Source organism: Curtobacterium sp. MCBD17_023, assembly GCF_003224415.1.
Classification (GTDB): domain Bacteria; phylum Actinomycetota; class Actinomycetes; order Actinomycetales; family Microbacteriaceae; genus Curtobacterium.
Genome location: NZ_QKLJ01000006.1, coordinates 37334 through 59351, shown reverse-complemented (window position 1 = coordinate 59351; position 22018 = coordinate 37334). Strand labels below are relative to the sequence as shown.

At 69.5% G+C, this 22018-nt stretch carries 25 protein-coding genes, 1 tRNA gene and 1 pseudogene; 16 read left to right on the top strand and 11 right to left on the bottom strand.

The genetic code is table 11. The features are described from left to right. The first annotated feature begins 18 nt into the window (after nucleotides 1-18). The 5 genes from idi to DEI84_RS09655 all read left to right on the top strand — a co-directional run bounded on the left by idi (nucleotide 19) and on the right by DEI84_RS09655 (nucleotide 6207). Complete coding sequence (gene idi / locus DEI84_RS09675; protein ID WP_110823279.1) at nucleotides 19-558, top strand: isopentenyl-diphosphate Delta-isomerase; 540 nt, start codon at nucleotides 19-21, stop codon at nucleotides 556-558. 234 nt (nucleotides 559-792) lie between these two features. Further along, nucleotides 793-1812, top strand: coding sequence for a LacI family DNA-binding transcriptional regulator (locus DEI84_RS09670; protein WP_110823277.1), 1020 nt, complete (start codon nucleotides 793-795; stop codon nucleotides 1810-1812). Between the two features lie 356 nt (nucleotides 1813-2168). After that, nucleotides 2169-3692 (top strand): multiple monosaccharide ABC transporter ATP-binding protein, encoded by a 1524-nt coding sequence (gene mmsA, locus DEI84_RS09665; protein WP_181419447.1) that lies wholly within the window; start codon nucleotides 2169-2171, stop codon nucleotides 3690-3692. Further along, nucleotides 3689-4981, top strand: a complete 1293-nt coding sequence (gene mmsB / locus DEI84_RS09660) for a multiple monosaccharide ABC transporter permease (RefSeq protein ID WP_110823275.1) — start codon at nucleotides 3689-3691, stop codon at nucleotides 4979-4981. Before mmsA ends, mmsB begins: the two co-directional genes overlap by 4 nt. A gap of 107 nt (nucleotides 4982-5088) precedes the next feature. Continuing rightward, the gene (locus DEI84_RS09655; RefSeq protein WP_110823273.1) at nucleotides 5089-6207 is read left to right on the top strand and encodes a sugar-binding protein; all 1119 of its coding nucleotides are present in this window, start codon (nucleotides 5089-5091) and stop codon (nucleotides 6205-6207) included. A 232-nt stretch (nucleotides 6208-6439) separates the two neighbouring features. On the opposite strand, the gene DEI84_RS09650 is transcribed toward DEI84_RS09655, so the two are convergent. Both DEI84_RS09650 and DEI84_RS09645 read right to left on the bottom strand, forming a co-directional pair. Continuing rightward, nucleotides 6440-7063 carry a class I SAM-dependent methyltransferase gene (locus DEI84_RS09650; protein ID WP_110890653.1) on the bottom strand — a complete coding sequence of 208 codons (624 nt, stop codon included), beginning with the start codon at nucleotides 7061-7063 and terminating at the stop codon, nucleotides 6440-6442. Nucleotides 7064-7065: 2 nt separating this feature from the next. Then, nucleotides 7066-9147 (bottom strand): cytochrome c oxidase assembly protein, encoded by a 2082-nt coding sequence (locus DEI84_RS09645; protein ID WP_110890652.1) that lies wholly within the window; start codon nucleotides 9145-9147, stop codon nucleotides 7066-7068. Between the two features lie 121 nt (nucleotides 9148-9268). Between DEI84_RS09645 and DEI84_RS09640 the strand changes: the two genes are divergently transcribed. Beyond that, nucleotides 9269-10000, top strand: a complete 732-nt coding sequence (locus DEI84_RS09640) for a GAF and ANTAR domain-containing protein (RefSeq protein WP_110890651.1) — start codon at nucleotides 9269-9271, stop codon at nucleotides 9998-10000. A 19-nt stretch (nucleotides 10001-10019) separates the two neighbouring features. On the opposite strand, the gene DEI84_RS09635 is transcribed toward DEI84_RS09640, so the two are convergent. Further along, entirely contained in the window at nucleotides 10020-10730 is a 711-nt protein-coding gene (locus tag DEI84_RS09635) for a GAF and ANTAR domain-containing protein (protein ID WP_110890650.1), read from the bottom strand. Further along, nucleotides 10730-11446 (bottom strand): GAF and ANTAR domain-containing protein, encoded by a 717-nt coding sequence (locus tag DEI84_RS09630; protein ID WP_110890649.1) that lies wholly within the window; start codon nucleotides 11444-11446, stop codon nucleotides 10730-10732. Before DEI84_RS09630 ends, DEI84_RS09635 begins: the two co-directional genes overlap by 1 nt. 232 nt (nucleotides 11447-11678) lie before the next feature. Between DEI84_RS09630 and DEI84_RS09625 the strand changes: the two genes are divergently transcribed. The 4 genes from DEI84_RS09625 to DEI84_RS09610 are packed head-to-tail and all read left to right on the top strand — an operon-like array spanning nucleotide 11679 to nucleotide 13500. Then, nucleotides 11679-11978 carry a hypothetical protein gene (locus tag DEI84_RS09625; protein WP_110890648.1) on the top strand — a complete coding sequence of 100 codons (300 nt, stop codon included), beginning with the start codon at nucleotides 11679-11681 and terminating at the stop codon, nucleotides 11976-11978. A 31-nt stretch (nucleotides 11979-12009) separates the two neighbouring features. Next, nucleotides 12010-12597: a dCTP deaminase gene (gene dcd, locus DEI84_RS09620; protein ID WP_110823258.1), complete on the top strand. Its 588-nt coding sequence runs from the start codon at nucleotides 12010-12012 to the stop codon at nucleotides 12595-12597. Nucleotides 12598-12649: 52 nt separating this feature from the next. Continuing rightward, complete coding sequence (locus tag DEI84_RS09615) at nucleotides 12650-13174, top strand: helix-turn-helix transcriptional regulator (protein ID WP_110890647.1); 525 nt, start codon at nucleotides 12650-12652, stop codon at nucleotides 13172-13174. Further along, a complete protein-coding gene (locus DEI84_RS09610) occupies nucleotides 13171-13500 on the top strand; it encodes a DUF86 domain-containing protein (protein ID WP_110890646.1) in 330 nt (109 codons plus the stop codon). Before DEI84_RS09615 ends, DEI84_RS09610 begins: the two co-directional genes overlap by 4 nt. 18 nt (nucleotides 13501-13518) lie before the next feature. On the opposite strand, the gene DEI84_RS09605 is transcribed toward DEI84_RS09610, so the two are convergent. Together DEI84_RS09605 and DEI84_RS09600 are read right to left on the bottom strand one after the other, a co-directional pair. After that, a complete protein-coding gene (locus DEI84_RS09605) occupies nucleotides 13519-13854 on the bottom strand; it encodes a hypothetical protein (RefSeq protein WP_110890645.1) in 336 nt (111 codons plus the stop codon). Between the two features lies 1 nt (nucleotide 13855). Further along, on the bottom strand, nucleotides 13856-14929 hold the full coding sequence (locus DEI84_RS09600) for a DUF6177 family protein (protein WP_110890644.1): 1074 nt from the start codon (nucleotides 14927-14929) through the stop codon (nucleotides 13856-13858). Between the two features lie 216 nt (nucleotides 14930-15145). Here DEI84_RS09600 and DEI84_RS09595 point away from each other — a divergent pair. Further along, nucleotides 15146-15216: transfer RNA gene (locus tag DEI84_RS09595), tRNA-Gly, on the top strand. 98 nt (nucleotides 15217-15314) lie between these two features. Here the strand turns inward: DEI84_RS09595 and DEI84_RS09590 are convergent. Further along, entirely contained in the window at nucleotides 15315-15845 is a 531-nt protein-coding gene (locus DEI84_RS09590; protein WP_110890643.1) for a hypothetical protein, read from the bottom strand. 312 nt (nucleotides 15846-16157) lie between these two features. Here DEI84_RS09590 and DEI84_RS09585 point away from each other — a divergent pair, with 312 nt between their 5' ends. The 4 genes from DEI84_RS09585 (at nucleotide 16158) to DEI84_RS09575 (ending at nucleotide 19651) form a co-directional block, all read left to right on the top strand. Continuing rightward, nucleotides 16158-16583: a DUF2087 domain-containing protein gene (locus DEI84_RS09585; RefSeq protein ID WP_181420406.1), complete on the top strand. Its 426-nt coding sequence runs from the start codon at nucleotides 16158-16160 to the stop codon at nucleotides 16581-16583. A gap of 90 nt (nucleotides 16584-16673) precedes the next feature. Further along, complete coding sequence (locus DEI84_RS15960; RefSeq protein ID WP_258371747.1) at nucleotides 16674-16805, top strand: hypothetical protein; 132 nt, start codon at nucleotides 16674-16676, stop codon at nucleotides 16803-16805. Nucleotides 16806-17480: 675 nt separating this feature from the next. Further along, nucleotides 17481-18470 (top strand): YcaO-like family protein, encoded by a 990-nt coding sequence (locus DEI84_RS09580; RefSeq protein ID WP_110890641.1) that lies wholly within the window; start codon nucleotides 17481-17483, stop codon nucleotides 18468-18470. Nucleotides 18471-18475: 5 nt separating this feature from the next. Then, nucleotides 18476-19651 carry an MFS transporter gene (locus DEI84_RS09575; RefSeq protein ID WP_146236343.1) on the top strand — a complete coding sequence of 392 codons (1176 nt, stop codon included), beginning with the start codon at nucleotides 18476-18478 and terminating at the stop codon, nucleotides 19649-19651. Between the two features lie 364 nt (nucleotides 19652-20015). On the opposite strand, the gene DEI84_RS09570 is transcribed toward DEI84_RS09575, so the two are convergent. Further along, the gene (locus tag DEI84_RS09570) at nucleotides 20016-20576 is read right to left on the bottom strand and encodes a DUF6578 domain-containing protein (RefSeq protein ID WP_146236342.1); all 561 of its coding nucleotides are present in this window, start codon (nucleotides 20574-20576) and stop codon (nucleotides 20016-20018) included. Between the two features lie 136 nt (nucleotides 20577-20712). Between DEI84_RS09570 and DEI84_RS09565 the strand changes: the two genes are divergently transcribed. Further along, the gene (locus tag DEI84_RS09565) at nucleotides 20713-20907 is read left to right on the top strand and encodes a hypothetical protein (RefSeq protein ID WP_110823197.1); all 195 of its coding nucleotides are present in this window, start codon (nucleotides 20713-20715) and stop codon (nucleotides 20905-20907) included. Between the two features lie 180 nt (nucleotides 20908-21087). On the opposite strand, the gene DEI84_RS15855 is transcribed toward DEI84_RS09565, so the two are convergent. From DEI84_RS15855 to DEI84_RS09555, 3 genes and pseudogenes are all read right to left on the bottom strand, one after another. Then, a complete protein-coding gene (locus tag DEI84_RS15855; protein WP_220032888.1) occupies nucleotides 21088-21261 on the bottom strand; it encodes an ester cyclase in 174 nt (57 codons plus the stop codon). A gap of 40 nt (nucleotides 21262-21301) precedes the next feature. Further along, a pseudogene (locus DEI84_RS16085) lies at nucleotides 21302-21553 on the bottom strand (nuclear transport factor 2 family protein); the annotation flags it as partial. A gap of 84 nt (nucleotides 21554-21637) precedes the next feature. Then, the gene (locus tag DEI84_RS09555) at nucleotides 21638-22000 is read right to left on the bottom strand and encodes a DUF4267 domain-containing protein (RefSeq protein ID WP_110890638.1); all 363 of its coding nucleotides are present in this window, start codon (nucleotides 21998-22000) and stop codon (nucleotides 21638-21640) included. Between the last annotated feature and the right edge of the window lie 18 nt (nucleotides 22001-22018).

Sequence of the window (22018 nt, the reverse complement as noted above, 5' to 3'; positions counted from 1 at the left end):
CCTAATCTATCGAGGCAGATGAGCCTTTTCCCGGAAACCGTTGTCCTGCTCGACGAAGACCGTACCCCGATCGGTACCGCCGACAAGTTCACGGTGCACACAGACCACACGCCCCTCCACCTCGCGTTCAGCTGCCACGTGCAGAACGCGGCCGGGGACGTCCTCGTGACCCGTCGCGCCCTCGCCAAGAAGACGTGGCCCGGCGTGTGGACGAACTCGTTCTGCGGGCACCCCGGCCCGGACGAGTCGTTCGAGGACGCGATCGCCCGGCGGGCCGACCGCGAGCTCGGGCTCTCCGTGCACAGCGTCGAGCTGGTCCTGCCGGACTTCCGCTACCGCGCGGTCGACGCCTCCGGGATCGTCGAGAACGAGGTCTGCCCGGTGTTCCGTGCCGTGGCCGACGCCGATCCGCAGCCCGCGGACGACGAGGTGTCCGAGTGGGTGTGGCTGTCGGAGGAGAAGCTCCGCCAGGCCGTCACCGCCGCGCCCTTCGCGTTCAGCCCGTGGCTCGGGTGGCAGCTCGCCGAGCTGCCGCTCGACGCACTCGCCGGTCGGTAGCGCGTCGGCGGGCGCGACGCGCCCGGCCCACTGCCGGGAGGCCCTCCCCAGGCAGCTGACGCACCGGTCCCGACGGCGTCTCCGTCGGCTCCGTGACGGCGGTGCGCCGCGCCTCCCGTCCGGGGTCGCCCCTGCCTTCAGTCGGTGTGCATCCGCGCGCCGTGCATAATGATCTGGCTCGGGATGTGAACGTGCACATGGGCGTGCTGCGGGCCCGAGCGGGAGAGAGCAGCAATGGCGACCACGCGGGCAGAGCAGCCGCGGTCCCCCAGCATCCGTGACGTCGCGCGGGTCGCGGGCGTCTCGCACCAGACCGTGTCGCGGGTGCTGAACAACTCGGACGCGATCCGTGCCGAGACCCGTGACCGGGTCCGCGCCGCCATGGAGGAGCTGCAGTACCGGCCGAACCGTGCCGCCCGCGCCCTCGTGACGAGCAGGACGCGGACGATCGGTGTCCTCACCGCGCAGCGCGCCCACTACGGGCCGACCGTGACCCTGCAGGCCATCGAGGACGCCGCGGTCCTGCGCGGGTACTCCGTCACGACCGCCAACATCGCGGAACCGACCGATGCGGCGGTGCGCGACGGGCTCGGTCACCTGCTCGACCAGGACGTCGAGGGCATCGTCGTCATCGCTCCGCAACAGCGGGTGTTCGACCTCATCGAGGAGCTCGGCGTGCGCACCCCGTACGTGACGATGCGCTCGAGCGTCGGCGAGGACCCGACCGCCCTCTGGGTCGACCAGATGGAGGGCGCCCGGCTGGCGACCGCGCACCTGCTCGACCTCGGCCACGAGTACGTGCGGCACATCGCCGGCCCGCAGGACTGGATCGAAGCGGACGCCCGGATGCAGGGGTTCCTGCGCGAGATGTCCGACCGGGACAAGCCGGTGCAGCCCCCGGTCCTCGGCGACTGGACGGCGGACTTCGGCTACCACGCCGGGCGGGAACTGCTCCGCTACCGGGACTGCACGGCGGTGTTCTGCTCGAACGACGCGATGGCGCTCGGCGTCATGCACGCCGCCCGCTCCTACGGGCTCGACGTCCCCGGCGACCTGTCCGTGGTCGGGTACGACGACATCCCGGAGGCGAAGCACTTCTGGCCGCCGCTGACCACCGTGCAGGTGGACTTCGCCGAGCTCGGGCGCCGGAGCGTGGACATCCTGCTGCCGAGCGGGGACGACCTGCTGCGCCCGATCGACATCGTCCCGCAACTCGTCGTCCGTGGATCGACCGGGGCGCCGCGCCACCGCTGAACCGGTCAGTCTGTCCCCAGCCCGAGGGGCGCCCGAGCCACTGCGCGCGGAAGTGCCCCCGGCGTTACCGAATCGCGACCCGTCCGAATTGACAGCCCGGGCGAGCCTGTGCGTAGGATTACCTCCGTTCCTCGATGTGACCGTTCACATGGCCCGTCACACGGGGGACACCGGACGCGACAACGAAGTCCGCACGCACCCTCGTGCCCTTCGGATGCCGCAGCTGTTCCACCGAAGGACTGCCGCATCGCAGCGGCAGAAGGAGATGCACCGTGGCGTCAACCCCACAGGGTCACGACCCGATCGAGAGCGGGCTCGAGACCCGTTCGATCACCGCTCCCGAGACGATCCTCGAGATGCGTTCCATCACCAAGGAGTTCCCTGGTGTGAAGGCGCTCTCCGACGTCTCGCTGAGCGTCCGAGCCGGCGAGATCCACGCGATCTGCGGCGAGAACGGCGCTGGCAAGTCCACGCTGATGAAGGTGCTGTCGGGCGTGTACCCGTACGGCACGTACGAGGGCGAGATCGTCTATGAGGGCGAGGAAGTCCGCTTCTCGAACATCAAGCAGTCCGAGCAGGCCGGCATCGTCATCATCCACCAGGAGCTGGCGCTGATCCCGGAGCTCTCCATCACGGAGAACCTGTTCCTCGGCAACGAGCCGGGCCGCTTCGGTCGCATCGACTGGACCGCCGCGCAGCTCCGCGCGCAGGACCTGCTCGCCCGCGTCGGCCTGGCCGACGACCCGGACACGCAGATCAAGAACATCGGTGTCGGCAAGCAGCAGCTGGTGGAGATCGCCAAGGCCCTGCACAAGGACGTCAAGCTCCTCATCCTCGACGAGCCGACCGCCGCGCTGAACGAGAACGACTCCCAGCACCTCCTCGACCTCATCGTCGGGTTGAAGGCCAAGGGCATCTCGAGCATCATCATCAGCCACAAGCTCAACGAGATCGAGCAGATCGCCGACGAGATCACGATCATCCGCGACGGCAAGACCATCGAGACGCTCAACGTCAAGGCGGACGGCGTCAACGAGGACCGCATCATCCGAGGCATGGTCGGTCGGTCGCTCGAGTCGCGCTTCCCGGACCGCACCCCGAAGATCGGCGAGACGTTCTTCGAGGTCCGGAACTGGACCGTGCAGCACCCGCTCGACGCGTCGCGCCTGGTCTGCAAGGGCTCGAACTTCCACGTCCGCCGGGGCGAGATCGTCGGCTTCGCCGGCCTGATGGGTGCCGGCCGCACCGAGCTGGCGATGAGCCTGTTCGGTCGCTCGTACGGCACCTGGCTCGACGGGCAGATCATCAAGGACGGCCGCGAGATCAAGGTCACGAACGTCCAGCAGGCCATCGACAACGGCCTCGGCTACGTGTCGGAGGACCGCAAGGCCCTCGGCCTCAACCTGCTCGACACCGTCAAGCGCTCGACCGTCGCCGCCGACCTGAAGAAGATCTCCAAGGGCGGGGTCGTCGACTCCCTCGAGGAGTACTCGGTCGCCGAGAAGTACCGGAAGATGCTCCGCACGAAGGTGCCCTCGGTCGAGGACAACGTCGGCAAGCTCTCCGGCGGCAACCAGCAGAAGGTCGTCCTGTCGAAGTGGATGTTCACCGACCCGGACATCCTCATCCTCGACGAACCCACCCGCGGCATCGACGTGGGTGCGAAGTTCGAGATCTACGGGATCATCCAGCAGCTCGCGGCCGAGGGCAAGGGCATCATCCTCATCTCGTCCGAGCTCCCCGAACTCCTCGGTCTCTCCGACCGGATCTACACCATCTTCGAGGGGCAGATCACCGCTGACCTCCCGGCCGACCAGGCCGATCCAGAAACGCTCATGCGCAGCATGACGTCCGCGCGGAAGGGCGCCACCGTCTCATGAACAACCTGAAACTGCTCTTCGGCAAGGGCAACAGCATCGGCCAGTACGGCATGATCATCGCGCTCGTCGTGCTGCTCATCCTGTTCTCGATCACGACCCAGGGGCTCATCCTCGAGCCCACCAACGTGATCAACCTGTTCCTGCAGTACTCCTACATCCTCATCCTCGCGCTGGGGATGGTCATGGTGATCATCGCCGGCCACATCGACCTGTCGGTCGGTTCGGTGGCCGCGGTCGTCGGCATCGTCGTGGCGCAGTCCATGGCGGTCTGGCACTTCCCGGTCTGGGCGGCTATCGTCCTCGGGCTCGCCATCGGCGCGCTGATCGGTGCGTGGCAGGGCTTCTGGGTGGCGTTCGTGAAGGTCCCGGCCTTCATCGTGACCCTCGCCGGCCAGCTCATCTTCCGTGGTGCGAACCAGATCATCGGCTCGTCCACCTCGGTCCCCGTCCCGGACGCGTACACCCCGATCGGCGCCGGCTTCCTCGGTGACTTCGGTCCCGACTTCGGTTTCAGCAACGGAACGCTCATCATCGGGCTCGCGACGATCGCCGCGCTGATCATCATCGAGGCCCGTGGCCGTGCCCGCCGCAAGAAGATGCACGCCGACGTCCCGCCGCTGTGGGTCTCGATCGTCCGCACGGGCATCCTCGTCGCCGTCACGCTCTTCGCGACCTACCTGTTCGCCGCCGGTCCGGTCGGCACCTCGGTCCCGATCGTCGCGATCATCCTCGGCGTCCTGACCATCGTCTACGGCTTCGTCACGAAGAACACGATCTTCGGCCGCCAGGTCTACGCCGTCGGTGGCAACGCCAACGCCGCGGTCCTGTCCGGTGTCTCCGCGAAGAAGGTCAACTTCTTCGTCATGATGAACATGTCGGTCCTCGCCGCGATCGCCGGTATGGTCTTCGTCGCCTACTCGGGCGCCTCGGGCCCTGCGGACGGCACCGGCTGGGAGCTCGACGCGATCGCCGCCGTGTTCGTCGGTGGTGCCGCCGTCGCCGGTGGTGTCGGCACGATCTCCGGCTCGATCATCGGTGGTCTCGTCATGGCGCTGCTGTCGAACGGCCTGCAGCTCATGGGCCTCGAGTCGAACCGCGTCCAGATCATCCGCGGTCTCGTCCTGCTCGTCGCCGTCGCCTTCGACGTGTACTCGAAGTCGCAGGGCCGCCCGTCGCTGATCGGCGGCATGATGCGGCAGTTCCAGCGCAAGGACACCGAGGACAACACGATCGGTGCGCAGCAGCCGCGCTCGATCGAGGACCAGCCTGAGAAGGTCACCCTCCCCTAGCTCGGGAATCCCGGCGGTCGGGTGACCGGCTGCCGGGACACCCGGTACGACCCATCCACCACAGCGGGGCCCCGGCCCCACCTCCTCAACGAAGAGAAAGCAATCACATGCGCAAGAAGATCGTCGCCGGCGTCAGCCTGGCGCTCATCGCGGGCCTCGCCCTCAGCGGCTGCTCGGCCCGTGGCAACACGGAGGGCTCCGACTCGGGTTCGGGCTCCGGCTCCAGCTCGACCATCAAGAAGGGCGACCTCATCGGCGTCGCCCTCCCGGCGAAGACCTCGCAGAACTGGGTGCTCGCGGGCGCCGCGTTCAAGAAGTCGATCGAGGAAGCCGGCTTCAAGGCCGACATCCAGTACGCCAACGCCGGCAGCCCGGTCCCGGACCAGCAGTCGCAGATCTCCGGCATGGTCACCAAGGGTGCCAAGGCCGTCATCATCGGTGCCGCCGACGGTTCGCAGCTCGGCTCGCAGGTGAAGGCCGCCAAGGCCGCCGGTGCGACCGTCATCGCCTGGGACCGCAACATCCTGAACACCGAGAACGTCGACTACTACGTCGCGTTCAACAACTTCAAGGTCGGCCAGCTCCAGGCGCAGGCGCTCCTCAAGGGCCTCGAGGAGAAGAAGGGCGACAAGCCGTACAACGTCGAGATCTTCGCCGGTTCGCCGGACGACGCCAACGCCACCGTGTTCTTCAACGGTGCGATGGACGTCCTGCAGCCGAAGATCGACGACGGCACGCTGAAGGTCACCTCGGGCCAGACCACCTTCCAGAAGGTCGCCACCCAGGGCTGGCTCGCGCAGAAGGCCCAGTCGCGCATGACGGACCTCCTGGCCCAGTACTACACGGGTGACACCGAGCTCGACGGCGTCCTCTCCCCGAACGACACCCTGGCCCGCGCCATCCTCACCGCGACCAAGGCCGCCGGCAAGGACAACCCCGTCGTGACCGGTCAGGACTCCGAGACCGCGTCGATCCCGCTCATCATGCAGGGCACGCAGTACTCGACCATCTACAAGAACACCACCGACGAGGCCCAGGCCGCGATCGACCTGGTGTCCGACCTGGCCGACGGCAAGAAGCCGGAGACCGTGAAGGACAAGAACAACGACAACGGCAAGAAGATCGTCCCCACCGTCGAGCTGACCCCGGTCCTCGTCACCAAGGACAACGCCGTCGAGGCCTACAAGAACGACGCGACGCTCTCCGAGCTCGCCAAGAAGGGCTGAGCCTCCCCGCTCCAGCAGAAGGGCCCCGTCGCGTCAGCGACGGGGCCCTTCCTCGTTCCCGGTCGCGCCGACGCGTTCCTGCACCCTTCTGGAGGCCCGTCCCGCGCCTCCAGGCCGGTCCGCCTCGGTGGTCCCTGTGCCGGTAGCGTGTCCCCCGCCGGTCCTCCGCACCGGCCTGGAGGCCCGACCGCGCCCCTCCGCACCGGCCCGGTCCGGCGTCCGGTCGCGTCGGTCAGCGCACCGCGAGCAGCGCGCCGTGCGGGCGGAGACCTGGCGTCGTCGCCACTGTCCGGGTGTGGACCTCGAGCACCGTGAAGCCCGCGGCGCGGACCGCGTCGGCCAGTGCGTCGGGCGGCCAGCAGTACGCGGTCGTCACCGCGTGGTCGAACGGCTCTGCGCGATCGCCGGTGAAGAAGCCGACGAGCAGCCCGCCGCCCGGGCGGAGGACCCGCGCCGCCTCCGCCAACGGCCGACCGATGCCCGCCGGGCCGTGGTGGACGAGCGAGTACCAGGCGAGCACGCCGGCGAAGTGCCCGTCCTCGGTCGGCACGTCGTCGACGCTGCCCAGGTGGAACCGAGCGGACGGATGGGTCCGCCGCGCGTGCTCGACGAACGCCGGCACCTGGTCCAGTCCGACGACGTCGAGCCCCCGGTCGGCGAGGTGGCCACTCCAGTGGCCGGGACCGCACCCGGCGTCGAGCACGGGGCCGCCGAGCCCCGCCGCCCACGTCGTGACGAGGTGGACGTCGGCAGCGTGCATCGACACCATGGACCCGAGCTGCTCGGTGTACTCGGCTGCGCGCCGTCCGTACGCGTCCCGGACGGCGCCGCTGTCGGCCCCCGAGCCGGTGGACATGCTCAGTCGCGCCGCTGCATCGCCGACAGGCGCTCGTTGTACGCGTCGAGCTCGGCGTCGCCGTCCCGCTCCGCCTGACGGTCCTTCCGCTTGGCGGTGCGCTCGTCCGACCGCACCCAGTTGCGCACGACGATGAGCACGACGAACACCATCGGCAGCTCGGAGGCACCCCACGCGATGCCGCCGCCGGTGTGCTGGTCGTCGAGCAGTGCCGCGTCGTTCGTCTGTCCGAGGGCGTGGAACCAGTCGATCGCGTACACCGACTGCGACGTCATCACCGCGACGCCGAAGAACGCGTGGAAGGCCAGGGTCGCGAGCAGGGCGATGATGAGGATCGGGTACTGCGGGCGCTGGGGGCCCGGGTCGATGCCGACGAACACCCAGAAGAACAGGTACCCGCTCAGGACGAAGTGCACGATCATCACGATGTGCCACTCGTGGGACTGCATCGCGTACTCGAACGCCGGCGTGAAGTAGAACACGACGAGGGACCCGGCGAAGACCACCCCGGCGACCGCGGGCTTCGCGAGGAACTGCATCCACCGCGAGTGCACGAAGAGCATGAGCCACTCGCGGGCGCCGCGTGAGCCGTCGTTGCGCACCGGCAGGGTCCGCAGCGCGAGGAGCACCGGACCGCCGAGCACGAGCGGCAGCGGGACGAACATCATGAGCAGCATGTGCTGCACCATGTGCGACGAGAAGTGGATCATGCCGTAGACGGCCGGTCCCCCGGAGGTCGTCCAGATGAACACGGCGCAGCCGACGAGCCAGGCGATGGTCCGGCCGACCGGCCAGGAGTCACCGCGCTGCTTGAGCTTGCGGACGCTCCACAGGTACCAGCCGGCGCCGACCAAGGCGAGCGCGAGCCACATCCAGTCGATGTGCCAGTGCGACAGGTAGGTCTGCATCGTCTGCTCGGGCGGGTACGGGTACCCGATGAGCCCGGAGCGGGTGTCGGCCCCGGTCTCCGGCGTCTGCGGGATCGGCGGCTGGCTGCGGGCGACGGCGACCGAAACGCCGATCGCGACGGCCATGAACACGATCTCGGCCAGGGCGAAGCGGACGAACAGCCGGCGGTCGGTCGGTGCGCGGAGCAGCCCGGGCACGAGCTTGCGGCGCTGCACGACCCCGGCGATCCCGAGGAGCACGAGGATCGCCGCCTTCGTCGTGATGAGCCAGCCGTACGGCGTCGTGACGAGGTCGAGCGGCCCGGTCAGCCGGAGCTGCGCGTTGACGATGCCGGAGAACGCCACGGCGGCGAAGGCCCACCCGGCGAGCGTGGAGTACCGCGCGACGACCCGTCCGGTGGCGCCCTTCGTCCGGACACGCAGGAGCACGACGGCGACGAGTCCACCGGCCCAGACGCACACGCCGAGCAGGTGCACGGCGAGCGAGTTGACGGCATTCGCGTGCTCGAGCGAGCCGGCGGCGTGGCCGGAGAGCGCGAGCGGCAGCAGGGCGAACAGCGCGGCGACCGTGGCGACGGCGAGGGTCGTGGCCCGGGTGGCGAACGCGGCGACGAGCGTGGCGATGAGCACGGCCGCGGCGGAGACGACGAGCGATTGCCCGATCTCGACCTGGAATGCGAAGAGCATGAAGTTGCGGGCGAAGACGGGGCTCGTCACCGGGACGCCGAGGGTGTTCGCCCCGGTCAGGACGATCCCGGCGACCGCGGCGAGGAACCAGACCGACCCGGAGACCGCCGCCCACCGAGCGGCCCGGTGCTGCACGGAGGACATCGCCCCGTGGTCGGCCTTCTGCGCGGGCAGCGCGAACGCGGCGACGATGAGCAGACCGACGGTCAGCGCGGCGACCCCGTCGTGCACACCACGGGCGGCGACGAGACCGAACTGCACGACGTCACCCGCGGAGACGAGCTGCTGGTTCGCGGTGAACGCCCCGGTGATCGTCATCCCGAGGAGCGCACACGCCACGACGAGCGGCAGGGCGATCACGAGGACGGTCGCGACGGTGGACGTGCGGGTGGTGACGGGCGCGGTCTCCGGTGCCGGGCCTCCCGGTCGGGAGGCGGTGTCCGGACGACCTGCGGCGTCGGGGTGGGGCTGGGGTGACGTGACGGCCATACCTGTCTCGGGTCGGTTCCGTCCGCGGTCCGCGGACCCTCCATCGTAGGCGCGCGGGTCTGGACGCGCGAGGGCAGGATGCTGCGCGGCGTCCCGGGGCCACCCCCGTACGCTCGGGCGGGTGACGACGACAGAGTTCGACGACCAGGACCGGTTCGACCACGTGCTCGGCGCGGTCGCCGCCGTGCTGGACCCGTCGCTCGACGTCCTCGACGCCATGACCCGGGCGGTCGACGCATGCGTGCGGTGGACCGGGTCCGCCGAGGCGGGGATCGTCCTGGCCGACCGGTCCGGCGTCCTGCACGTGATCGCCTCGACGAGCGAGCGGGGCATCGACGCCGAGGAAGCCCAGCTCGGCACGAACGAGGGGTCCTGTCTGGACTGCTACCGGACCGGCGGGACGATCGACGTCCCGGACGTCTCCACGAAGGCCGCGGAATGGCCGACCTTCGTCCAGACCATGAGCGACCGCGGACTGATCGGCACCTTCGCCGAGCCCATCCGGCTGCGGACCGCGACCATCGGGTGCCTGTGCGTCTTCGCGGACCACGACCGGGGACACGACGACCAGGAGGTCGTGATGATCCAGTTGCTCGCCGACGCGGCCTCCGCGGCTCTGGCACGCCACCGCGCGCAGGGGACGCAACGGACGCTCGACGAGCAGATCGCGGACGCCCTGGAGGCCCGGGTGCTGCTCGAACAGGCCAAGGGCGCGTTGGCGTACCGGCGGGACGTCCAGATCGACGAGGCCTTCCGGGTCCTCCGGGACGGTGCCGGGCGCACCGGCCGCGGTCTGCGTGACATCGCCGCGGACGTCATCCAGCACGGGGCCGACCTGCGCGAGCTCGCCTGATGGTCAGCCCCGGTCATCCTCAGATCGAGACGGTCCGCTCGACGACCTGCCGCGCGGTCTCCGCGAGCGGCACCTGGTGGGACCGCGCGTAGGACCGGAGCAGCCCGAACGCCTGGTCCATGTCGACCTCGTGCGTCTGCGCGAGGAACCCCTTCGCCTGCTCGATGACCACCCGGCTGTCGAGCGCCCGCTGGAGCTGGTCGCGCGCGATGGTGGCCCGCTCGAGTCCGCGCTGCTGCAGGATGCTGATGGTCGCGACGTCCGTCAGCGCCTGCGCGGCGACGATGTCGTCGTCGCCCAGCGCACCCGGCCGCTCGCGGTAGAGGTTCATCGAGCCGAGCGTCTCGTCCCGCAGGCGGAGCGGGATGGCGTGCACCGACGCGTACCCGAACCGCTCCGACGCCGCTGCGAACGTGGGCCACCGTCTGCGCAACTCGGCGGAGCTGCCCACGGTGACGACCCGACCGGTGCGGTAGGCCTCGACGCAGGGACCTTCGCCGGCGTCGAGCTGCATGACGCCGACGAGGTTGCTCCGCTCGCTGGTCGACGCGACCAACTCGAGTTCGTTGGTCCGGGTCGCGAGCATGATGCCGGCCGCGGTGACGTCGAAGAGTTCCGCTGCCTTCCCCACCAGCATCTGGAGCAGTTCGATGACGTCGTAGTCGTCGACGAGGGTGTCGGCGAGGGTGACGAACGTGTCGACGAGGCGTTGCTCTCTGCTCTGCGTCATCAGCGGTCTTCTTTCCGTGCGGGGTCGGTTGTGCGTGGGTCTCGGAAGTCGATGCGCCGCTCGATGACGGCTTCGGCGATGGCGCGGAGGGGCTGCCCGTCCGCGAACGCGCGTGCACGGAGGACCAGCAGCGCGTTCTCCGGAGTGAGGCCCAGCTGGGCGACCACCATGCCGGTCGCCTGGTGCACGTGACGCCCGGACGAATGTGTGACGGAGACGGCAGAGGTAGCGATGCCGCCTTCGAGGTCACGCGTCGTCGTGTACAGGACACGGAGCGCGGCCAGCCCGGCGAGCAGCTTTGCCTCGGAGAGCTCGGCGGGTGCGAGCGGCTGGGTCTCGAGTCGGTACAGCGTCACGGCGCCGATGTCGAAGGTGCCGACGGAGAGCGGGAACGAGAGCAGCCCGGCCCATCCCGTCGCCCGCAGGGCCGCACGGGTGGACGGCCATTCGTCGTCGGTCGTCTCGCTCAGGTCGTAGGCGAGGACGGGAGCCCCACTCCGCAGCGCCGACCAGCCCGGGCCCTCTCCGAGGAGCACCTGCTGTTCGTCCGACTCCGCGGCTCGCGGATCAGAGGCGGCGATCACGGCGCTGCCGAAGGGTCGACCGAGCGTGGAGAGCGCGGCGCCGGCCACCGGGAGGACGTCGACGAACGCACCCGCCAGGGCGTCGTCGTCGCCGCCCTGGAGGCGACGGGCCGCGTCGGTGAAGGAACTCATCGTCGGCCCCGGGCAAGGGAGCCCGTGGGTGTGGTGGTGGTGGTGGTGGTCATGGGTATCAGCGCTCCTGCGAGAAGTGGCTGCAGCGCGGGGGCTGGGTGCTGAAGCGGACTCCTTCAGCCTAGTCGCGCGGACTCCACCCACTCCGAGGTGCGCTCGGTTAGCGTTCCGGTAGCCCCAGACCCCGGCCGCTCGTATCCACCAGATCCATGGCGAACAGCTGGAGCATCCTGTGCGCACATCGCGTCGTCCCCCGTCCGCCGCGCGTCCCGTCGTCCGGCGCGCGAGCCTCCGTCGCACCGGCCGTGCTCGCCTGCGCCGCGTCGCCGTCCGCCTGGTCGGGTCGGTCGTCGGCCGTCGTGGGACCGCATCGGACCAGGACCGCTGCCCGCGGATGCTGCACGGGCACCGCTGCCAGCTCCGTGAGGGCCACCCCGACTTCCACGCGGTCGACGACGGCTCGATCCGGATGCGCTGGCACGACCGCACCCTGCCCACCGACGACTGGGTCCTCGACGCCTTCGAGTCCTGACGGGGCACGGGCCGACGACTAGGCTTCCAGCGTGCTGCTCTCCGACCGCGACATCGCCGCTCAGCTCGACCAGGGCCGGATCGGCCTCGACCCGTACGACGCCTCGCTCGTGCAGCCGTCGAGCATCGACGTCCGGCTCGACAAGTACTTCCGGCTGTTCGACAACCACAAGTACCCGCACATCGACCCGGCCGAGGACCAGCCGGAGCTCACCCGTCTGGTCGAGACCGACCCGGACGAGGCGTTCGTCCTGCACCCGGGTGAGTTCGTGCTCGGGTCGACCTTCGAGGTTGTCTCGCTGCCGGACGACATCGCGGCGCGACTCGAGGGCAAGAGCTCGCTGGGCCGGCTGGGGCTCCTCACCCACTCGACGGCGGGCTTCATCGACCCGGGCTTCTCCGGACACGTGACCCTGGAGTTGTCGAACGTCGCGACCCTGCCCATCAAGCTGTGGCCCGGGATGAAGATCGGGCAGCTCTGCTTCTTCCAGCTGTCGAGCCCGGCCGAGAAGCCGTACGGGTCCGCCGAGTACCAGTCGCGGTACCAGGGGCAGCGCGGGCCGACGCCGTCCCGTTCGGCGTTGAACTTCCACCGTGCGGACGTGTCGCGCTCGAACTGATCGAGTCCCTCTGCAGGCGTACGAAATACGGAATACTGTGTATCGTGACGGCATGCCGCCACGCCATCCTCGTGCGTCACCGATGACGCTCTCCGCCGCCGCGATCATCCGCGAGGCACGGCAGCGCGCCGACCTGACCCAGGTCCAACTCGCCGCCCGCGCCGGTGTCACCCAGAGCGTCATCAGCACGTACGAGAACGGCCGCCGGGAGCCCTCACTGGCAGCCCTGCAGCGGCTCCTGCTCGCCGCCGGGTTCCGGACGGCGATCGACCTGCAGCCCGTGGCCGAACCGGCACCGCTCCGACGACTGGTCGCACGGCACCGGGACGAGCTGTCCGGAGTGCTGCAGCAGCACGGCGCGGTCGGCGTGCGGCAGCTGCTCGACGGCACGGAGCGAGCCCACCCGGACGAGTGGGCAGCAGACGTCGTCCTCGTCGTGGAGCTGGCCCCTGCCGCCGGGATCTTCGCCCTCATGCGGATGCAGGACGAAGCGGAGCAGCTGCTCGGGGTGCGGGTCGAGGTCCTCGCCGCCGATGCCCTGCCCTCCGACGTCCTCGACCGGACGGTCCCGCTGTGACCAGGGCGGTCGAGCGGTCGCTGGACGACGTCGTCACCGCGTGCGCGCGGATCCAGGAGTACGCCGACGACCCGACGTTGCCCGAGGCGGTCGTCGCGGACGCCGTCCGGATGCGCCTCGTCGACATCGCGTCCTCGGTCCGGGAGTTGCCGCCAGCGATGACCGCGACCGAACCGACGATCCCCTGGGCGCGGCTGGCGGCACTCGGAGAGCAGCTGACCCGCCGACCGTCCGACACCCCCGCCTCCGTCCTGCTGAACACCGCCCGCACCGACGTCCCCGCGCTCCGCGACGCCGTCGAGCGGCTCCGCGGCCACTGCCCCTGACCAGGAGCGACGGACCGATCAGTCCCCGTGCACGATGCACACCGCATCGAGGTCGAGCGATGCCTCGAGGGCCGCGGTGACCCCGGCCTCGCCGTCCGCGCCCAGCGGCGTGACGGTGTCGACCCACCACAGCGGGACGGACATCGCCGGGGCGTCCGGCAGGAGTCGGGTGACCTCGTCCAGGGAGTCGACCCGACGGACCCCGAGCACCGTGATGACCGGGTGCGTCGCGTCGCGGCAGACCTGCGTCATCGGGCCGTCGTCGAGGGCACGGACGCCCCAGGAGTCGTCGTGCAGGAGCAGGGCTTCGGCCACGTCGCGGACCTCGACCGGGCCACGACAGAGCAGGGTCACCTCACGTGGCACCCTGCGACCCCTGCCCGCCGTGCTGCATGGCGTGCGCCCCGAGGGCGCCGTCGTCGTGGGCCGGGTCGAGCGGGGCCCCGCCGACGAGCTGCAGGAAGCGATCCTCGTCGATGCGGTCGAGGAACGACTCGAGTGCGACCCAGCCGTCCTCGAAGCGGACGACGAGCCCCTCGCCGACCTCACCGGCGAAGGTCTCGGTCGTGGTGCGGACGGGCGGCCATTCGCCGCGACGGTCGAGGAATCGGGTGGCCTCGGGGCCGACGATCACCGCGAGCGGCTCCGGCTCACCGTACGAGACCGCGCGGACCAGGTGGTCGGCGTCCCCGCGGCGCTGCATGACCACGCCGAACACCGGCTCGACGTCGCTCGCGACTCGGTGCACGGCGTCCAGCAGACGACCGGCGAGCCCGGGGTCGGTACCGCCCTCGGGCACCGTGAGCACCGCGGACATCGTCTCGACGACGACCCCGTCGGTCAGGTGCGCTGTCATCGTGGCGGAGATGCCGTCGCCGACGGCGTAGGAGGTGCTGATGCCCGGCGACTCGTGCTTCGCGTACTGCGTGACGACCCAGCGGTCCCAGGCCGAGGCGAGCGGTTCGGAGGTGCCCCACCGCGTCGGGCAGGTGTCGACGGCGGCGCAGAGTGCCTCGATCGCGGAACCGATGTCCACCGACCGCTCGTCGTGGTGGCGGAGCGTGAGGTCGATGCTGATCTGCCGGACCGAGCCCCGGGCCTCCCGGTGCTCCGGCGACGGGTCGCCGAGCAGTTCCGGTCCGTGCTCGACGAAGTCCTCGATGCCGGCGGCGGGCACGCCGGTGCGACCGTCGCGCAGCTCGCCATCCGACCCGCGGACCGCCCATGCGGCACCGTGGGTGCCGAGCGCGTGCCGGAGGGCGGGGGTGAGCGCAGCCTCCGGGCCGGTCCGCAGGACGACCGTGCGACCGGAGGCGGACGCACGACGCAGCAGCGAGTCGAAGGACTCGGTCAGCCACACGACCGGGGCGCTCGAGTCCACCACGATGGCCGGTCCGACCACGTCGTCGATGAGGGGATGCCTGACCATCCGGTTCCTCCTCGGTTCGGTCGTGCTGACAAGCGCTTGATCCCCCTGGACGGTACACACGGCGTCCGGGAGTGTCCGTGGAGGACGGCGGCTCACAGCGGAGAGACAGGGGCGGCCGGGAGGCGCGGATCAGATCCGCCCGCGGCTCGCGGGAGCGCTCGGCTGGCATCCAGCGGATCATCCGCTAGGCTGGTGTGGTCCCGTTCGGCGGGATGCGCGAGTGTAGTTCAATGGTAGAACTCCAGCTTCCCAAGCTGGTAGCGCGGGTTCGATTCCCGTCACTCGCTCCGTTTCTCCCGATCGGGGTCGCTGCTCAGCGCTGTCGTTCTTCTTCCGACTCAGCTGAGACTCGCCCCCTGGCCGTTGGCGTCCGAGCCGACGACCGTCACCGGACGGTCTGCTGCACGCTCTTCCGTCGGTCGAGCTCGGCGAGCATCGTCTCCGTCTTTCGGAGCACTCGTGGAGTGGTGACAGCGGTGCCGATGAACACGGCGAGGAAGAAGACCGCACCGATCCAGAACAGCGGTTGACCGGTGACCGCGAGCCCGATGGCGAGGGCGGTCATCGGCAGGTACAGCAGCGGCGCCGCCCAGCGCAGTGGCCGGTACTGCCGCTGATGGTGCTCCACCGCGCGCCGCCACTCGTCCACGTCCACGTCGGTCGGAACGGCGCCACGGCGCACGGCCCGGCCGAAGTCCGGTCGTCGTGCCACCCCGCCGTACCCGCGTCGCATCCACCCGAGCCACAGCCCCATCCCGACGCCGTACAGTGCCCCGACCAATGCAGACACGAGCGCTCGAGCTCCGATGCCGAGTTCCGGCGCCGTGACGATCGTGAACGCGAACCACACCGCGGCGAACAGGACCGCCATGATGACTCCGACGATCCACGTCGGCAACTGCTTCATCCACCCCATGACCGACAGATTGGCACGACCACCCGGGGCTCTGCCTTGCGGGGAAGAGGCGGAGCGACCGCGGACGGTGTGCGGACCAAGATCCCGCGCAGGAGGTGGCGGGGTGTCCGGACCCGGTCCTGAGCGCGGTTCCGTTCCTGCCGACGGGCAGAGAAGGCGGGGCCGACTCGACCTCGTGAGTTGCACGACGACCCGTTCGCGTGATGGAGGTGGCGTCGGGCGCAACCGCAGTTCATCTCGCTGCCGCGACTCGGCATGGCAGGGCACCCCTCGGTATCGTCGCTGCACCTAGGCAACGAAGGAGGACGCAACGTGAGTACGCACTCCGCGCTCCGGCGCGCACGACAGGTGGTCGCGGCCACGATGAACCCGACGATCCCGGCGGACCGCTTCGACTGGGTCGGAATCGACGGCACGGTCGACACCGGCCTGCTCCGGGAGACGAAGGAGGCGATCGAGCTCCTCCTCACCGACCGCGCGGTCCTGCATGTCGGACGGATCAGGGACCTGCCGATCGAGGCAGGCGGACGCCAGGAGCTCTCGAGCGTGATCGTCCGCACCGTCTTCGACCGACTCCCGGCCCGGCGGAGCATCTCCGAGGAGACCTTGAACGCCGCCCTCGCGATGTTCGTCGAGGACGTCGCGCTCGTCCGCCGAGACGCGGTCGACACCGGCGTGGTCACACGCTCGGCAGATGGTTCGTCGTACAGTCTTCCGGCTTCACAATTGAAATCCTGACATTTTGCACTGCAGTTCTGTGCGTCGGTAGGTTTCCTCCATCGATGGCTCGATCGGGGCCATGGATTCATCCAAAGAGAGGAAGAGCACATGAACTCGAACCTGTTCAGCGCCACGGAACGCAACGTGGGGGCCACCCGTCAGGCTGGCGGCTACGGGCCCGGCGTCGCGATCGAGGTCCCGGCGTCGAGCGCCGTGGCTCGGACGACCGACGCTCACTGATTGCTTCCGAGAAGAGCCCCGTGGAGGACCGCGGGGCTCTTCCCGTTCGTGAGGACCGATGAACTCGCTCGAAACCATCCACGCTGAATTGGCAGGCATCCCGAGGTTCCCCGACGCCGCCCCTGTGGTCCACCTCCGGCAGCATCCGACCAACCCGGAAGTCCGAACGGTCTGGGCACAGCCATTCGACGCACCACAGGTCTGCGGCGACTGCCTCGACCGGAAAGTGGCACTGCTGTTCGAATCACAAGAGTCGCCACCGACGACGATCGGGACCGACGAACTCGACGCGATCGTCCACGGGAGCGCATCGCGCGGGATCGGCCTGGCCGTGACGAACGCAGATGTCGCGCAGAGTTGGTCACTGGTCGCCCCATGGCCCGACTGCGGTCGGTGTGATCCTGCGATCTCCCACCTGACGGCCCTGACGGCTGGAGACGTCGTCGACCAGCCCGACGATTGCACAACCGGGAACGGACTCCCGAGGCGAGGCACGGCCCGGGACTTCGTGTCTCGCCACCGCGGCCTCTTCGGCTTCGCATCCGTCCTGCTCAACCCGTCGTTCGACCAGGCGTGTGGCCTGTTCACCGTTGACACCGGCATGTTCCTCGGGACGCCCACGGTGTACGCGCCCGTCGGCGGGAAGGGTGACACGCTCGATCAAGCGCTCGCCAGCTGCGTCGGCGAGGGGCTCGAGCGGTACTGCATCGCGAGGCGCTCCAGCCGAAGCAGACTCGAGACCGTCCGCGCGTTCCCGAAGCATCGTGGCGAGCGGCCAAGAACTTCACCGGAGCGACCATCCCCGTCGACGCGGAGGCGGTGATCGAGGTCACGACGCTCGAGCCGCTCGACGGTCTCGAGCCGGTCACACTCCCGGAGTCCCTGGTACGGGCGCCGTACACGCCACCCTCCTCAGGAGTCGCAGTGCCGACGGCAAGCAGCACGACCGGCGCCGCGGCCGGCGGCACAGTTGCCGAAGCAACCCTGCAGGGCATCCTCGAGCTCCTGGAGCGTGACGCGTTCTGGTTCGCTGCACGGACGCGGATGCCACTCGTGCCCGCCGACCCGGCGCCGGTCTCGGAACTGGTCGACGTCCTCGACCGGAACTACGAGGTCGATGTCGTGCTCCGATGGATCCCCAACCCGCTCTCACTCCCCGTTGCACACTGCGCACTGGTCGGTCGGACGGCACGCCCGATGGCCGCACGTGGGATGGGTGTTGCCGTCTCCTCGACCGCAGCACTGCGCAAGAGCGTGCTCGAAGCGCTCCAGATGTGGCGGTCCCTCATGACAGGCGTGGATGTCGCCCCGTCCGACACCGACATGCGGAGCCTCTGGTGGTCCGGGCAAGCGCAGGAGCAGTTCCCCGCCTTCTTCGGGCAGCCCGAACTCGCTCAGGAGATCGCGCTCTGGGGAAGCGGGCTCGGTTCCCTCGGCACGGAGTCGGTCCTCGACGCCCTCATCGAGCACGCCGCCCGACACGGTCTGCGGTTCGCCCGTGCGGTCCTCGCTGATCACCCGAGCCACTCCGTGGTCCGAGTGATCAGCGATCGGATCCTCCCGCTCGACGACCTCTACTTCCCGAACCTCCGCCGGTTCGGCGACTGGGAGCGGGTGAGCGGGCACGAGGGCACCATCGGGTACCGCGGCCCGTTGTTCATGTGAACGCCATGAAACGGACCGGCGTCGGGATCTGGCTCTTCCTGGGCTGCAGCGGGATCGGCATCGGATGCTTCAGCGTCCTGGACACCTTCTACTTCCGCGGACTGGGCTACTCCGTCGCCGTGATCGGAGCACTGACTGCGACGTTCAACATCTCGCTCGCGGTCGCAGAGCTCCCCTCTGCCGTCGTCTTCGATCGACGGTCCCACTGGGCGGCGATCCAGGTCGGCAACGCGATCCGTCTCGTCGGGCTGACCCTCTTCTTCCTCGCGCTCGGTCCGGTCGGCGACTTCGTCGGCGAGGGCCTGGCCGGGATCGGCGCGGCCGCCATGAGCGGTACCTCGGTGGCCTACGTGCTGAACCGGCTCGGACCTGTCGAAGCACACGAACGACGACGGGTGATGGGCTTCTCGGTGGCGCTCGGAGCAGCCACTTCCTTGACAGGCGGGGCACTGGGACTCTTCGGGTACACGGTGGCCCCCAGACTCATCTGGGGACTCGGCGCGCTCTGGATCGCCGTCGCCGCCGTGGTCTTCCTCGTCGGACGACCCCGGACGTCGACTCCCGCCTCACGCCATGTCGAGCCGCTTGCCGCCTACGCCAGCGGTTTGGTCCAGATCGGGCGCCACCCTCGGGCCTGGCTCGCGGTCACGGCTGATGCAGCGCTGGTCGGTCCTCTCCTGCTCTGGCAGCTAAGACTGGGTGCGACGGACGTCTCAGCAGTCTTCGTCGGCTTCGCCGTGATGAAGGTCGCCGGCCTGCTGGGAGGCCAGCTGCTGGGGCACCGTCGAGTGGGAACGCGGGCGCTCTTGGCGTGCGTCACGGGCAACATCGTGTCGGTCGTGGGGTTCGCCGCAAGCGACCAGGTACCACTCATCGCCGGGTTCTTCGGGGTGCACGTCATGCTGCAGATCGCGGTGAGCGTGTACTGCAGGTCCGAGCTGCACGCGGTCGTGGACGACTCGCGCCGCGCCGGTGCCAGTTCGGTCGTGTCGCTGCTGGGGGCCCTGGTGAGCGGGGTCGCGGCGCTCGTGGTCGGACACCTCGCTGACGTTTCCGGCGCACTGCCCGCGATGCTCCCCAGCATCGTGCTGTACCTGACGGTCGCGGCCTTGACGATCGCGACCGCTCAGGCGCAGCGAGGACGCAGCACCAAGCCCCACGAACCCGACGTCAGGGGCTGATTCCGCACCAGCTCGGGTCGACCGGTGGCACTCGGCCCGAGTTCGGTTGCGCCGCCCGGTGCTAGACCTGACCGTGACGGCGCGATTCTCCGCTTCGGCGCCCAGGTGACAGGGTCGACGACCACGGCGACACCGGCGACACCGGCGACACCGTGACCGTCCATCTGAACGACGGCACCTTGGTGACGGCGCCGAGCATGGTGGCGGACGTCGACTCCTAGTCGCCCACGCTGGTCGGCGAGGTGCTCGCACAACGTGGGATGAGCCTCCCGGCCATCCCGGTGACGCAGGAGCAGACCCGATGCCACGAGCCGCAGCCGCTCCGGGCAGATCAGCGAGAGCGCGGGCGAAGAATCGTCGTCGATCAGGACTGGACGCGGACGATCCAGCTCGTGATCGCGCCGTGATGGGGTCGGCGATCCCAGAGTGAGGACACGCTGTGCTGCTGTGCACCACCAGCCTCAGGCATCCGCGCGCCACCCTCTGCTGGGTCGCGGGAGCTGACGTAGCGAGCTGAGACCTGGTCGATGCGGGTGACCGTCCCGGTGAGGTCATGCCAAGTCAGTTGGTCTGCGTCGTCGCGGTCCTCGACATAGAAGTCGAGCTGGAGTGACACCGTCCTCGGCTCGGTGAGAAGCCGGTCGACCCATCGCTGATCCATCTCGACCAGCGACCACTGGATGCGATCACCCACGGCGACGTCGAAGCCGTCCGCGTCGACCTGCCACTCGGGCAACCACACGTCCACTTCCCCCACCATCGGCACTGGAACCGCGTCCTCGGGCGGTACCGCGGGCACCGGAACGCCCGCTCTCATCGACGGAGCCGTGATGCTTGCAGGCACTCCGAAGATCGCTTCGTACTGACGGCGTGTGAGCACACGGTGTTCCGATCGCTGCTGCTCGGACCCATCACTCGGGAGCATGGGCCCAGCGTAGGACTCGCCTGGACGACGAGTGGCACCCCGAACGCATCAGGCCCGATCGTCGGGAGCCGATCGGCGACCGATACGGGTGCTGAGCGGTCGGATACGCCTTCTTGTCCGCCGCTAGCCTGAGCGGATGAACAAGCCACAACAGCAGGGAGCCGCCGACCTCGTGGGCCTGCTCATCGGCGCTCCGCTCGCCGTCATCGGCATCCTCGTGTCCTTCGTGGCGGGGAGCACATCGGCAGCCATCCTCGGGAGTGCCGTGCTGCTTTCGGGAGTGATGCTGGTGTGCAGCGCGCTGCTCATCCGCGGGTTGCGCCGACCATAGGGACGGACCGTCGGCCGCGGATCGTCTGAAGAAGACGGAGTCGACGGCGTCGCGGCGGACGAGCGCCACGTCGTCGACGAACATCCCCAGCAGTGCGGACAGGCTGCGTTCCGCAGCGTAGGCACGCGGAGAGGGCAGGGACTCGGGATGAGTTCCTGCCCTCTCCGGAGGTGACTCGGTTCAGCCCCAGGGTGCCGGGGTCGGGGCGTCTGCAGGGGCGTTGAGCTGGCTCATGAGGCCGGCGAAGTCCTCGGGGTGCCAGGTGGTGATGATCTTCCCGTCGCGGACCTGGTGCACGTCCATGGTGCGCATCTCGATGCGCTTGCCGGTGGGTTCGTGTCCCCATGAATGCACCCTGGTGCGTCCCGGAGACGGTGTTGCGGACGGCGACCTTGTCGTCCTGGACGATGACGTCCTGGTGCTCGACGGCGTAGTCCGGCATCGCGTGGCGGAAGAGGGCGATCTGAGCGGCCATGCCGGCAGGCCCCTGCTGTTGGCCGGGTGCGAGGGGCAGGTCCGTCCAGTCCTCGGCCAGGACCTCGTCGTAAACAGTGGTGTCCCCGGTGCGGAAGGGCTGGTAGAAGGCCCGCACGATGTCCTCGATGGCGGTTCCGTCGGTGTCGTCGTGCTCGTTCGTGGTGCGCATGCGTGTTGCCCTTCGTGGTGGTGGAGCAGGGTGAGGTACGGGGTGGGTGGTGGGGCGGCCGAGCCGCGAGGAGTGGCGTCCGATCTAGCCGAGTGCGAGGACGAGGCCTGCGATGACGAGCACGAGTGCCGTCGCCGCGTGCACGCCGAGGGCCTGGCGGAGGGTTCCGCCGTTCGTGACGACGATGACGGCGTCACCGATCGGCGTGATCGCCGCGGCGAGGAGCGCCCAGCCGAACACGTGCGGGCCGGCGACGAGCAGGACCACCAGCGGCACGATGCCGGAGGTGATGTCGCGGACGCCCTTGATGCTCGTGAACGCTCGCCGCCGGTCCTCGGCGACGCCGAACCCGGCGGTGGCGATCGCCGGAGCCACGAGGAACCGGCCGCCGATGAAGAGGATGAAGAGACAGCCGAGGACGGCGACGACGAGGGCGGTGATGACCATGGGAGGACCTTCCGTTGT